At 36.4% G+C, this 14,606-nt stretch carries 10 protein-coding genes; all 10 read left to right on the forward strand.

Annotated features, from left to right (window positions below; all coding sequences use genetic code 11):
- Nucleotides 1-132 precede the first annotated feature (132 nt).
- Nucleotides 133-2,196 (forward strand): hypothetical protein, encoded by a 2,064-nt coding sequence (locus CCC20_RS09425; protein ID WP_069789051.1) that lies wholly within the window; start codon nucleotides 133-135, stop codon nucleotides 2,194-2,196.
- A 13-nt stretch (nucleotides 2,197-2,209) separates the two neighbouring features.
- On the forward strand, nucleotides 2,210-3,109 hold the full coding sequence (locus CCC20_RS09430; protein WP_003063938.1) for a hypothetical protein: 900 nt from the start codon (nucleotides 2,210-2,212) through the stop codon (nucleotides 3,107-3,109).
- 15 nt (nucleotides 3,110-3,124) lie between these two features.
- Nucleotides 3,125-4,948, forward strand: coding sequence for a DUF2194 domain-containing protein (locus CCC20_RS09435; RefSeq protein ID WP_003063940.1), 1,824 nt, complete (start codon nucleotides 3,125-3,127; stop codon nucleotides 4,946-4,948).
- A gap of 20 nt (nucleotides 4,949-4,968) precedes the next feature.
- The gene (gene pelF, locus CCC20_RS09440) at nucleotides 4,969-6,369 is read left to right on the forward strand and encodes a GT4 family glycosyltransferase PelF (RefSeq protein WP_013851641.1); all 1,401 of its coding nucleotides are present in this window, start codon (nucleotides 4,969-4,971) and stop codon (nucleotides 6,367-6,369) included.
- Nucleotides 6,369-7,850, forward strand: coding sequence for an exopolysaccharide Pel transporter PelG (gene pelG / locus CCC20_RS09445; protein ID WP_287180102.1), 1,482 nt, complete (start codon nucleotides 6,369-6,371; stop codon nucleotides 7,848-7,850). Before pelF ends, pelG begins: the two co-directional genes overlap by 1 nt.
- A 618-nt stretch (nucleotides 7,851-8,468) precedes the next feature.
- Nucleotides 8,469-9,482, forward strand: coding sequence for a UDP-glucose 4-epimerase GalE (gene galE, locus CCC20_RS09450; RefSeq protein ID WP_013851642.1), 1,014 nt, complete (start codon nucleotides 8,469-8,471; stop codon nucleotides 9,480-9,482).
- 696 nt (nucleotides 9,483-10,178) lie between these two features.
- The gene (gene rapZ, locus CCC20_RS09455) at nucleotides 10,179-11,069 is read left to right on the forward strand and encodes an RNase adapter RapZ (RefSeq protein WP_003063956.1); all 891 of its coding nucleotides are present in this window, start codon (nucleotides 10,179-10,181) and stop codon (nucleotides 11,067-11,069) included.
- Nucleotides 11,066-12,043, forward strand: a complete 978-nt coding sequence (locus CCC20_RS09460; protein ID WP_013851643.1) for a YvcK family protein — start codon at nucleotides 11,066-11,068, stop codon at nucleotides 12,041-12,043. The genes rapZ and CCC20_RS09460 overlap by 4 nt, the downstream gene beginning before the upstream one ends.
- Nucleotides 12,040-12,951, forward strand: a complete 912-nt coding sequence (gene whiA, locus CCC20_RS09465) for a DNA-binding protein WhiA (protein ID WP_013851644.1) — start codon at nucleotides 12,040-12,042, stop codon at nucleotides 12,949-12,951. The genes CCC20_RS09460 and whiA overlap by 4 nt, the downstream gene beginning before the upstream one ends.
- Before the next feature lie 22 nt (nucleotides 12,952-12,973).
- On the forward strand, nucleotides 12,974-14,371 hold the full coding sequence (locus CCC20_RS09470; RefSeq protein ID WP_013851645.1) for a C69 family dipeptidase: 1,398 nt from the start codon (nucleotides 12,974-12,976) through the stop codon (nucleotides 14,369-14,371).
- The last annotated feature ends 235 nt before the right edge of the window (nucleotides 14,372-14,606 follow it).

Consider the following 14,606-nt stretch of genomic DNA (forward strand, 5'->3'; position numbering starts at 1 on the left):
AAAAAGGTTTGGTATCAAAATATTGAAATTTTCAGACTAATTATTTGTCAAAAAAAATAAAATGATAGAATGTTTTTCACATAAGTTTTTTTTTTTCATAAAACAAATAATATTAAAATAAAAGGAGGTAAAATGACTGTTTTAATAACAGGAAACACTGTAATACTAGAAGAAAGTGATTTGTTAAAAATGTTTCCTGAAGAAAAAGTGGTAGTATTAGGGGAATTAAGTCAATCAAAATGTAAAAATAGAATTCGAAAGATTGCTTGGGAGGAAGAAATTGATATTGAACAACTGTTAACCGGTTATCATATAATCTCTATTCTATATCTTTCCGAATCCGTAGAACCTTTAAAAGAACTTGATGGTGAATTTTTACAGATTAAAAAAATCCTCAATGCTTTAAGCAAGGATTTTTTGGTAGAATTTTTGTACGTAATGGGACCTGATTTATGTTTTCAAGAGGAAAGTAATCGAAGCATAATGCTATCAGCTTATCAACGAATGCTTTATCATTATTCACAAAATCAGCAATTATCTATAAAAATTTTACGATCTCTTTATCTTTATCAATTATCAAATTCAACGGATTATTTACGAAGTATCTTAACGTCTGACAATGACATAATGATACATCCAGATCAGAAAATTTATTATATTTTTAATAGAGATTTATTGGATTTGTGTCGTCGTATTTTTGATAATTGGACTGACGCCTTTGAAAGAATAGAAGTCCCAGATAGTTTTGATATGAGCTTTCAACAACTTTTTAGAGAACTTAATATTCATAATGTTGTATTTTCTAAAGAAGCCCAGTTGTCTATTTTAAAGCCACAGACTTCTGATCTTAGACAAGACTATGGATGGTTTCCAAAAGTTTCTTTATTAGAGGATTTATCAACTCATGATTTGCCAAGTTTTGCCACAGAGCTACAATCATTATCATTAGTGAATAAATTACGTGAATTTGCTAAATTAGATAGAACACCAGCCAGAGTCGTTGTTTTGCTTGGGTTACTTATTGTTAGTGGGGTATTTTCTTATTTATTTGGGGACCAAATATATTTTCAAACAGTCGATTATCGTTTGTTTGCTATTGTGATATCAGGTCTTAGTTTAGGACTGTTTTATGGTCTATGGGCAGCCGTTTTTGCATCAATCGGACTGATTATTCAAAATATTCTGATGGGGTTTGCTGATTTTCAAACGCTCTTTTTTGAGCCGACTAATTGGATTCCATATATAATCTACATAGTGTCAGGTTTGGTGAGTGGGTATATTAAAGAGAAAGATAGGTCTGACTTATCTAGACTTTCATCGGAAATTAATCATTTGAAACAACAGTTATCTGGTGAACAATCATTTGCTGAAGATTTATTATCAGAGAAAGTTGAGCTGACGCACCAGATTTTGGAACGGCAAGATAGTTATGGTCGGATTTATCGCTTTTTAGAAAATTTGGAAACACCATATTTAGAAATTTTTATGGTCAAGTTATTGGATTATATTAGTGAGGCTTTTGGTACAGATGAGATTGCGATTTGTAAGGTAGATAATAATCAGAAAAGTAAGTTGCAATTAACAACAGTGCAAAATACCAAACATCTCATTTTAACTGCAGAACAGTTAGCAGGAGTTAGTCAGCAGTTAGTTGATAATACAGTTTGGGTGAACCAGCATTTACATGACGACTATCCGATGTATTTGGCAGGAGTTTTGGCAGATGGTGAGTTGTGTTATTATTTAGCCTTGGATCATTTACCAACAGATAAATTAAATCTTTATCATCAAAATCTTTTGAAGTCTTTAACCGGATTAGCAAGCCTAAGTTATCAACATCTTCGTCAAAAATTAACATCAGTTTCTCAGTATGAGGTTTTAAAGGAAGTAGCATTTTATCAAAAATTATTAGCGTTAAAAGATGTTGATTCGCCTTATTTCATGTGGAAAGTATTGAATTTAGGGCTTCTAGTAGAGGAGATTCCTCCAACAATGTTGAAAAGCTTGCAAGAAAAATTATCACTTTTTGATAGCTTAGGACAAGTTGAAAATCATCTTTGTTTGTTAATTAATACATATACGCAATCACTAACAGACTGGTATGAGAAGTTGTCTGATTTAGGTTTTGAAGTAGTTGGTGAACATAATGTTGAGGAGACTGTTGAAGCTATTGCGTTTAAGCAAATGATTTCGTGAGAAGGAGAAGTTAATGTTGTTTGCTATGTTTTTAGGATGCCATTTAGCCATTGTTGTTAGTTTTTTCTTAATAGCAAGAAAAAACAACATTCAACTTGGTTTTTATTTTGACTCACTAATTATTTTTTTACCATTCATCGGAATTTTACTGGTGCTTTATATTTTAAAGGAAAGACAATCGCAACTTGTAGATGGTGAGTTAGCTTTTTATGAAGTGATTCCTTGGTTAATAGATGATACAACTGAGCAAAATCAATTGGAGGTGAAGGAAAATGTCATGCTTGACATTACAAATATTGTTCCTTTCCAAGAGGCGCTTTTGCTTAATCATTCGGGGATTAAACGTGAATTGATTATTGATGTTATTTTTGAGTCGCCAGATCAATTTGTGCCGTTGCTCCATCAAGCACGTTTAAACGAAGATGTTGAAGTGGTTCATTATGCCACAACAATTCTTTCTGAATTGACTGCAAAATATGATGAGCGTTTACGTCAGTTGGAAGAACGTGTTCAAAAAGAACCTAATTCATTAGAGAGGCATTGTGAATATGCTAATTTTTTAGAGCGTTATATTGATAGCGAAATAGCAGAGGGGCACTATGGATTGACGTTAAAACATATTTATATTGAAGAAATCAATGAGATGCTAGCAAGGAATTTTCCAGTTGAAAAGTCACGTTTGCTTACTTTAGCTAAAATTTATCAGAGTATGAATGATTTTGTGAGATTAGAAAATTTATTAACAAAGCTTTTTGCTCTTTTTCCAGATGATCAGGATATTTGGATGTTGAAACTTGATATGATTGTTTTGAAAAAATCGAGTTCTGATTTGAAGCGTTTTTGGAAAGAACTAGAGCAACATCATGTTTATTTTTCGGCTAAAAATAAAGCTAAATTGGCGTTTTGGCAATAAGTGTAGGGAATACAGATGTTAAAAAAAAGAACGTTTAGATTTACGATGATTCTTCCAGTTTTTCTTATTCTTGTAGTATTATCGGTAGGATTGTTGGTTGAACAGAATGGGATTAATTATTATAGTCATAAGGATGATTATTATCTATCTGATAATCAGGTTCAAACTAAGGCGGAAGCCTTGGTTAACGTCTCAGCGACAAATCTATTGATTTATGATTCAAGCAATGAGACCTCTGAGAGTGCTATTGATAATTTTAAGCAGATTTTTGAAGATATGAAGGTTGCAACGACTTATATTGATGTTGACAATGAAATGGTGCCTGATTTTAGAAATTTTGATACGGTTGTTGTTCTAACACCAGATTTAAGACCACTTGGTGATACTGTTTTTCACTTAATGGAATGGGTTGAATCAGGTGGTGATGTCATGTTTGCGATGACACTACAAAAAGATGAAGTTACATCTGCTATTGAGCATAAGCTAGGTATTATAAATGCATCTGATACCTATGCTAAAGTTGAGGAAGTTTCAATTAAAAATGGCTTTATGTTGGGAGCGGGGCAGGATTATGCTCTTGATAAGCCCTTTGATTCTGCTTGGGCAGTTGAGCTTGATGATAATGCAGAGGTTTACTTGACAACAGGAGACGATAGTAAAATTCCTCTGGTTTGGGAATATGATTTAGGACATGGTCATGTGGTTGTTGATAATTTTGGTATCTATGAAAAAGCAGTGCGTGGTTTCTATTCGGCATCTTATTCGTTATTGAGAGATGTTGAGATATATCCAGTAATTAATTCCGCTGCTTTTACCTTGGATGATTTTCCATCACCAGTTCCACGTGGCGATGGAAAATACATTACACGTGATTATCAGATGACAGTTTCTGATTTTTACACGAATATTTGGTGGCCTGATATGATTAGTTTATCTGATAAATACGGTATTAAATATACGGGTGTTATCATTGAAAATTATGAGGATGACACAACAGGAAGCACTGAGCGTCAGTCAGATAGTTCGCGTTTTATTTATTTTGGTAATAAGCTTTTACAAATGGGCGGTGAGATAGGCTATCACGGTTATAATCATCAACCCTTGATGTTGTCGGATACTGACTATGGTGGTGCCTTTTCTTACAATACGTGGACGAGTGATACAGCGATTGAAAAGTCGTTAGATGAATTAATGGATTTCACGGAGAATTTGTTTCCAAGGAGTGAACGTTCGGTTTATGTACCACCTTCAAATATTTTATCAGCAGAAGGTAGGGCTTTATTAGCAAAGGATTATCCAAATATTAAGGTTATTGCCAGTAGTTATTTTTCAGAAGATTTTGTCTATGAGCAAGAATTTGAAGTCGCAGATGACGGTATTGTTGAAGAACCGCGGATAACATCAGGAGCTATTATTGATGATTACACGAAATTGACGATGCTTTCTGAGTTAAATATGCATTATGTTAGTCACCACTTTATTCACCCAGACGATCCCTTGGATATTGACCGTGGAGCAAAATTGGGTTGGGCTCAATTATATAAGAATCTGTCTAAACAAATGGCATGGCTGTACAAAACAGCACCCTCTATTCGAAATATGACAGAATCACAAATGGGTGGCGCTATTCAACGTTTCTCAAGTATTACGGTTGAAAAAGAAGAGGCAGAAGATTTTTATCAATTTAATCTTGGTAATTTTGTTGATGAGGCGTATTTGATGGTGCGGTTTAACAATGGTAAACCTGGTGATATAACGGGAGGCAGTTTGGAACACTTGACAGGAAATCTCTATCTTTTGCATGCAACCTCAAGTTCAGTAGCCATTGCTAAGAAATAAAGGTTTAGGAAGGAAAATAGTTGCGTATTTGTTTAATTTTGGAAGGGTGCTACCCTTACGTCAATGGTGGCGTCTCATCGTGGATGCACAATTATATTAATGAGATGACTGAGCACGAATTTGTTCTAGTGACCATTGGAGCAAATGCTGAAAGTCGTGGTAACTTCAAATATGAATTGGCTGACAATGTGGTCGAGGTCAAGGAAGTTTTTCTGGATGATGCTTTCCAAGTTTCTGGGAATTCTAACTTCAAAGAAATCTTTAACGATACGGAGAGACAAGCATTGAAAGATTTGCTATCTTGTCAATCTCCTGATTGGGAAGTATTGTTTGACATTTTTAATCAGCGTCAGGTTAATCCAAGTGACTTTTTGAGAAGTCGGCTGTTTTTGGAATTACTGACGGAAATTGTTGAGGAAAAGCATCAAAACCAAGCTTTTGCAGACCTCTTTCACACAACACGTTCCATGTTATTAACGGTTCTTTATCTGATGACCCAAGATATGCCGAAAGCTGATGTTTATCATTCTATTGCAACAGGTTATGCAGGGCTACTGGCTTCTTTGGGAAGTTATCAGCACCAAGCACCGTTGTTGTTGACAGAACACGGCATTTACACGCGAGAGCGTGAGGAAGAAATTTTGCGGTCAGATTGGGTATTGCCAACGATGAAACGGCAATGGATTCAGTTTTTCTATATGCTATCAAATCTTATCTATGACAAAGCGGAGTGTGTGACGAGTCTTTATACCAAAGCGAAGTTTATTCAAGAAGAGGTTGGATGTGACATTGAAAAATGTCGAGTGATTTCAAATGGGATTCATTATGACCGATTTTCGGCAATACCTTTGAAAGAAGAGGATGGTTGGATAGATATTGGTGCGGTTGTTCGTATCGCACCAATCAAGGACATTAAGACAATGCTTTATGTCTTTTATGAGTTGTCTCGCAATTATCCCAACACGCGATTGCATATTCTAGGTGCTGTTGATGATGAAACGTATAACAGAGAATGTCATCAATTGATTCGTCGGCTAGGCATCAAAAATGTGATTTTCACGGGGCAAGTTAATGTGGTTGAATACATGGAAAATTTGGATTTTACCATTTTAACAAGTATTTCAGAAGCACAGCCATTGTCTGTTATTGAATCCATGGCAGCTAGGAGACCTTGTGTGACAACTGATGTTGGCTGTTGCCGAGAATTGTTGGAGGGAAATAAAGATGATTATCTCGGTATTGCTGGTTATTGTATTCCGCCAACTTATCGAACAGGTCTGACACACGCCATGGAAAAAATGTGCAGTTCCCGTCAGTTGCGATTGAAAATGGGTGAAATTGCTCAAAAACGTGCGAGAACTTATTATCTCTATGAGATGATGATTCAGCAATATCGTGATTTGTATTTGGAGGTGGTTTGATGGCTGGAATTGGATTTGCCATTAATAAGGTTGTTAGAGAAAAACGTTTGACCTCAAAACCACGAGCCTTTGTTTATGCCTCGATTGTTACTGTCGCACCGCTTTTGCTGGGTGAATTGGTTCTGCTGACGGTCTTTATTTTGTCAAATTTGGCGAAAGTAACAATCACTGATCGTAATTTGATAGTTGCTATTATCACTTATGGTTTACTTGGTTTGCTTTTGATTAATGGATTTGTTTCCTTGGTGATTTCGCGGTACTTGTCGGATAAGATTTATTCACGAGATATTCGCCATGTGTTGACAAGTTATTGGGGGAGTCAAATTTTCACCCTTACTATTGGTGGTATTTTGTATGGTATTTTTCTACTTTTTTCACATTTGGGATGGCTATATGGTATTTTAGCATGGCTTTTATTTTGTGAACTATTGTTATCTTGGAATATTATTAATTATTTGACGATTATTAAAGATTATTGGGGAATTTTTAAGGCATTTCTTGTGACCGTAGTAACGACGTTACTGATGACGGGGATTTTTTTACTTATTGATTTCTCGGTTGTTGTTGCTAGTCTATCAGGAATAATCTTTGGTTATGCAAGTTTCTTTATTTTAGCAACCAATCTTTTGTATCAACAATTTCCTAACAAACTAGTCTACCACCATATGTTTGATTTTTTGAATGGATTTGATGATTATTGGGAACTGGCTATCATTGGCTTATGTACACAGATTGGTCTTTTAGGGCATGTTATTGTGATTTGGTTTAGTCAAATTGGTGAGCAGGTTCGTGGTTTTTTCTATATTGCGCCTTATTATGATTTGACAGTCTTCATTGCTTCTTTGACCATGTTGGCAACAACAGCACATTTTATTGTTTCTATGGAGGTCGATTTCTTTGATAGTTATCGTAAATATTACTTGAGTTTTAATAACGGAGTAACGCTACAAGAAATTCGTAAATTAGAAAGGGACATGACTGACAATTTGAAAAAAGGCTTGAAACGAACTGTTTGGGTTCAATTAATGGTTACGCTACTAGCTATTTCTGTTGGAATAACGATTTTGAATGTTTTACCCTTGGGATTTAATACGACAATGAATGGTTATTTTAGAATTTTATGTGTAGCATATGCTGTTTACGGTATGGCCAATGTAGTCACTTTGTCTACTATTTATTTTGGAAATCTATCAGGTAGTTATCGTGCTAGTATTATCTTTGCTTTGACATCTATTTTAGCAACGATTGCTAGTTTATATACAAGTATTTTGTTTTATGGATTTGGCTTCCTAGTTGCAACTATGTTTTACTTTATCATAGCTTGGTTAGATTTAGAGAACATTAGTAGCAATTTGCTATATCAGATTTTAGGACGGCATCCAATAATTGAAGCGGAAAAAGACGGTGCATTTCATTATTTGGCAAGTTTTTTAAATCAAAAAATGCTTATTTTGACTAGAAAGGGAAATTACGAAAAATAACAAAAGCTGTTTATTAGTCTTTTTACTGTTAGCGGTGATCGCTGAGCTTGTTTTGATTTTTGGGCTTTTTACCAATAATGATGATTCAAGAGACACTACTACAAAGTCAATAACGACTGCTACAGAGGAGAGTTATCATTTGACGGATAATGATGTGATTTATAGAATAGAAGATTATAAAGATGTTCAGACCATATATTTAACCGTTACATGTGAGAATGATAGTGATAATACCAGTCATTTATAGTCAGAAGTTAATAATTTATTCGTTTATGATTATGAAAAAATAGGAGTTGAATGCTATAAGATTTCGGCTTTGTTGCAAGTGGGAAATGAAAATGAACCTGTGACTGGAGAGCTTGGCTACGGTGAAAGCTCCCTAATGCGACATCCAAATTCGTGGACAAAGTTTAAGTAAGAACCAACAGAAAAACTATAAAATCAAAATTAAACAAAGTAAGAGAAATTGATATGGATAGCGAACGATTAACCTGAATAAACACCCGACAGAAAATCTTCGTTTTCGAAACATGATGTGGTATGTATTGCTTCAAGATACTCCAAATGAGGCATACAGGGTTAAAAGTTTATGGTCAAAGGGAAAGAGGAGGAACTAGAATGTCCGTTTTATTAACAGGAGGAGCAGGTTTTATTGGTAGTCATACAGCAGTTGAACTCATTTCAGCAGGTTATGATGTGATTATTGTCGATGATTTTTCAAATAGTTCACAAGAAGTTCTAAACCGTTTGAAAGTCATTATTGGTCAGGAAATTCCGTTTTACAAAGGTTCTATTTTAGATAAAAACTTTTTAAACAATGTTTTTTATGAAAATGACATTGAAGCTGTGATTCATTTTGCAGCATTTAAGGCAGTCGGAGAATCGGTTGAGCAGCCGTTAAGTTATTATCAAAATAATCTGACTGGGACATTGACGTTACTTGAAGTGATGAAAAATTACCATGTCAATCATATTGTTTTTAGCTCTAGTGCAACGGTTTATGGCATGAATAATGTATCACCGCTGACTGAGGATTTACCAACATCAGCCACAAATCCTTATGGTTATACGAAAGTAATGATTGAACAAATTTTGACTGACCTGGCTTATGCAGACAAAGATTTATCTGTGACTAATTTACGTTATTTCAATCCTATCGGAGCACACGAAAGTGGATTAATCGGTGAAGCCCCAAATGGTATTCCAAATAACTTAGTGCCATACATTAGCCAAGTGGCTGTCGGTAAATTAAAAGAATTAAGCGTTTTTGGTAATGATTATGATACACCAGACGGAACTGGTGTGCGTGATTACATTCATGTTGTTGATTTGGCAAAAGGTCATGTTGCTGCGCTGAAGAAAAATCTTGCTAGCAAAGGAGTAGCGGTATATAATCTTGGAACAGGTCATGGTTATAGCGTCTTGGATTTGGTGAAAGCGTTCGAAGAAGTCAATCATGTATCCGTTCCGTACATTATCAAAGATCGCCGCGCTGGCGATATCGCCACTTGCTACGCAGACGCAAGCAAAGCTAAAGAAGAATTGGGCTGGACAGCACAAAAAACATTGCAAGACATGATGCGTGATTCATGGAGATGGCAAAACCAAAATCCAAACGGTTATCAAGTTTAACAACCCTATTTTAAGTAGGTGGTAGAGACGGGGCAAGCCTCATTGCTTATGCAGTTGTAATAAGAGCATACGCAGTGGTTGAGTAGTTTCTAATGCGCTGATAAATCAGCTTTTACAACCCTACTTGACATCAAGCTTCGCTTGACTTTATTTCCCACCTCGAAAGATTCCCCAAATCTTTCGAGCTATGCGGGGGTGAGTTATAAAGGTTTGGGGAACCTTTATAATCGGGAAATAAAACTTACGAAGTAAGTGTCAAAAACGGTTTAGGAATAGACCGTTTTAGGTCAGCAACAAGAAATTAAGACTTGCTGAGAAATCAAGTTTCTACGAAACTACTGATTCGCTTTTTAATTTTTAGGCTCATGAATAAAGTCTCCACTGGAGACTTTATTTCAGATTGAAGAAAAAGTCCATTTTGGATATTTTTCTTCAATCTTTTTTCTTTTTGTTAAAAAATAAAAAACCTTAGGAACACCGTTATATCAGCATTTCTAAGAGTTTATTCAAATCGATAGACACACTCTAAATTTACAATATTTATACTGCTGAGAGGGTTTGTCTACGCTCTGATAAAGTCTCCACTGGAGACTTTATTTGTCTCACTCCCTAAATTTTTATGTGAAAAGGTTTTTCTAATCAATCTTTAGGCTGAATTTTGTTATAATAAAACTAGTAGATAAAAGGGGGACAATTATGTCTGACAAAAGTATTAACTTAGTTATTGTAACTGGGATGAGTGGAGCTGGTAAAACGGTGGCAATTCAATCATTTGAAGATTTGGGTTATTTCACGATTGATAATATGCCACCAGCTTTGGTACCAAAATTTATTGAGCTGATTGAACAATCTAGCGACAATAATCGTGTGGCACTTGTAGTCGACATGCGTAGTCGCCTCTTTTTTAATGAAATCAATTCTGTTCTTGATAAAATCGATGCCAATCCAAAAATTGATTTTAAAATTTTATTCTTGGATGCGACAGATGGTGAATTGGTTGCTCGTTATAAAGAAACACGTCGTAGTCATCCGTTGGCAGCAGATGGACGTATTTTAGATGGTATCAAACTTGAGCGTGAATTGTTAGCGCCACTGAAAAACTTGAGCCAAAATGTGGTTGATACAACAGAACTCACACCACGCCAACTCCGTAAAACCATTTCAGAGCAATTTTCAAGTGAGGAAAACCAAGTATCATTTCGTATAGAAGTGATGAGTTTTGGTTTTAAGTATGGCTTGCCGCTTGATGCTGATTTGGTATTTGATGTGCGTTTCTTGCCAAATCCTTACTACAAACCAGAACTCCGTGACCAAACAGGGCTCGAATCAGAAGTCTATGATTACGTTATGAATCATGAAGAGTCTGAAGATTTCTATCAACATTTGACAGGCTTGATTAAACCAATTTTGCCAGGGTATCAAAAAGAAGGAAAATCCGTTTTGACGATTGCCATTGGTTGTACAGGTGGTCAACATCGTAGTGTCGCCTTTGCGCATCGTTTGGCAGAAGAGTTAAAAGAAAATTGGGTTGTCAATGAAAACCACCGTGATAAAAATCGTCGTAAGGAGACTGTGAATCGTTCATGAGAAAACCTAAAATTACTGTTATCGGTGGAGGAACGGGTATTCCTGTTATTTTAAATAGCTTACGGCATGAAGAAGTTGATATCACAGCGATTGTGACGGTTGCTGATGATGGTGGTAGTTCCGGAACTTTGCGTTCTGTGACGCAGTTAACACCGCCAGGCGACCTTCGTAACGTCCTTGTAGCGATGAGTGATATGCCGAAATTCTATGAAAAAGTCTTTCAATATCGTTTTGACGAAACTGATGGTGCTTTGGCAGGGCATCCGCTTGGTAATTTGATTATTTCAGGCATCGCAGAAATGCAAGGTTCAACCTACAATGCCATGCAGTTGCTAACAAAATTTTTCCATGTCACAGGAAAGATTTACCCAGCCAGTGAAAATCCATTGACTTTGCATGCTGTTTTCAAAGACGGTCACGAAGTTATTGGCGAAAGTCATATTGCTGATTATAAAGGTATGATTGACCACGTTTATGTCACAAATACTTATAACAATGAAGAACCGACTGCTAGTCGAAAAGTTGTTGATGCGATTATGGATAGTGATATGATTGTTCTGGGACCTGGTTCGCTTTTTACCTCAATCCTGCCCAATCTTGTTATTCCAGAAATCAAGCAAGCTCTGCTGGAAACCTCAGCAGAAGTGGCTTACGTTTGTAACATCATGACCCAATATGGTGAGACCGAGCATTTTACTGATGCTGACCATGTGGAAGTGCTCAACCGCCACCTTGGTAAAGATGTGATTGACACCGTTTTGGTCAATATCCAAGAAGTACCGCAAGATTACATGAATTCTAACGAATTTGATGAGTATTTGGTTCAAGTAGAACATGATTTTGCAGGACTTCGCAAGCAGGTGAAACGTGTGATTTCATCAGATTTCTTGCGTTTGGAAAATGGCGGAGCTTTTCACAATGGCGACTTTGTCGTTGAGGAATTAATGAATTTGGTGAGGATGAGGAAGCGATGAGTTTTACAGTAAAAGTGAAAGAAGAACTGCTCAATTTGTCGCGGTTTGATAAGAGCGAATTATCAGCAATCATTAAAATGTCTGGTAGCCTTGGCTTGACAGGAGACGGACTTACCTTGTCTATCACAACAGAAAATGCTAAAATCGCTCGTCATATTTATGAATTGACTGAAAATCTTTACCATGTTCAGCCAGAAATTAAATACCACCAAAAGACAAATCTGCGTAAAAACCGTATTTACAATGTTTTTGTGGTAGCAAACGTCAGAGAAATCTTGAATGACTTGCAGTTGGCGGATTCTTTCTTTGGCATTGAAATGGGAATTAACCCAACTATTTTAGAAGATGATGATAAGGGACGCGCTTATTTGCGCGGCGCTTTTTTGGCGACTGGAACCATTCGTGATCCAGAATCTGGAAAATATCAGCTGGAAATTTTCTCGGTTTATCAAGACCACGCTGAAGATTTGGCGAATTTGATGCGAAAATTTATCCTTTATGCTAAGGTCATTGAACATAAGAATGGTACGGTAACCTATTTGCAAAAAGCAGAAGACATCATGGATTTTCTTTTGATTATTGGTGCTATGGAATGTAAGGATATTTTTGAAGAAGTTAAGATTATGCGTGAGACACGTAACGATATCAATCGTGCTAATAATGCGGAGACGGCAAACATTGCCAAAACCGTGACAGCTAGCATGAAAACAATCAATAATATCATTAAAATCATGGATACGGTTGGACTTGAAACCTTGCCAATTGAACTTCAACAAGTGGCTAAAATCCGTGTTGAAAATCCAGATTATTCCATTCAACAAATTGCCGACCATTTGGAAGGCACATTGACCAAGAGTGGTGTTAACCACAGATTACGTAAAATTAATAAAATTGCGGATGAATTATAGAAAGTAAAAGGAGAAGCATATTATGGCATGCACAACAATATTAGTAGGTAAAAAAGCGTCTTATGACGGTTCAACTATTATTGCACGTACGGAAGATTCACAAAGTGGCGATTTTACGCCAAAACAATTTATCGTGGTGAAACCAGAAGACCAACCACGTCATTACAAATCAGTCTTGTCTTCATTTGAAATGGATTTACCAGATAATCCAATGCGCTATACGTCAGTGCCAGATGCTTTGCGTAAAGACGGTATCTGGGGCGAAGCTGGTATCAACGAAGCCAATGTTGCCATGAGCGAAACTGAAACCATTACGACCAATGCGCGTGTTTTAGGAGCTGACCCTTTGGTTGAATCTGGTATTGGTGAGGAAGATATGTTGACATTGGTACTTCCTTACGTTCGTACAGCACGTGAAGGGGTAGAACGTCTCGGTGCTATCCTTGAACAATATGGAACTTACGAATCAAACGGTGTTGCCTTTTCTGATGTTAATGAAATTTGGTGGTTGGAAACCATTGGTGGTCACCATTGGATTGCTCGCCGTGTTCCAGATGAATGTTACGTCACAAATCCTAATCAGCTCGGTATTGATCACTTTGAGTTCAACAACCCAGATGAGTACATGTATTCAAAAGATTTGCGTGATTTCATCGCAAGCAATAACTTGGATTTGACTTACTCAAATGAACACTTTAACCCACGCTATGCTTTTGGTAGCCAACGTGATAAAGACCGTCATTACAATACACCACGTGCTTGGGCAATGCAACGTTTCTTAAACCCAGAAATCGAACAAGACCCACGTAGTTTCTTTATTCCATGGGCACAAAAACCTTACCGTAAAATTACGATCGAAGATGTCAAATACGTTTTGAGCAATCATTACCAAGACACAGAATTTGACCCGTACGGACCAGAAGGAAATGCGGTCACACAACGTGCCTTCCGCACAATTGGTATCAACCGCACTAGTCAAACAGCCATTCTTCAATTGCGCCCAGACCAACCGCACGATACCACAGGAATTCAATGGTTGGCATACGGTTCAATGCCATTTGGAACAATGGTGCCATTCTTTACTCAAATTTCAACGACACCAGCCTATTTTGCCAATACTGGCGAAAATGTCTCAACAGCCTCATTCTATTGGGCAAATCGTCTTATTGCAGCAATTGCTGACCCACATTTCCACCAACATGAAGGTGATATTGAAGATTATATCGAAAAAACAATGGCAGCAGGACATGCACGAATCAAACGTGTCGATGCTGCTTTAGCAAACGGAGAAAGTATTGATTTTGATGCCGAAAACCAAGCCATGAGTGACTTTGTCCAAGAAGAAACTCAAAAACTGTTAAACAAGGTCCTCTTTGATGCAAGCAATCTCATGACAAACCGCTTTTCAGTCAGTGATTAATAGCATTCTCCCCTCTTGAACTTTACTCAAGAGGGGATTTTTTATTTAAAATTTTTAAAAGTTATAGACTTAATAAAGATAGAGTGATAGAATGTGAATGATTAAAAAAACTGAAAATTATTACTTTTTCAATAAAAAAGTAGCATAAGTTTCAATGAGGGGGATTAATAATAAGAGATTTGGAAAAATTATTCAAAAAATATTGTGTATCACGAGGCTTAACATTGTAAGATAT

Source organism: Streptococcus sp. LMAG:39, assembly GCF_008680485.1.
GTDB lineage: Bacteria > Bacillota > Bacilli > Lactobacillales > Streptococcaceae > Streptococcus > Streptococcus pasteurianus.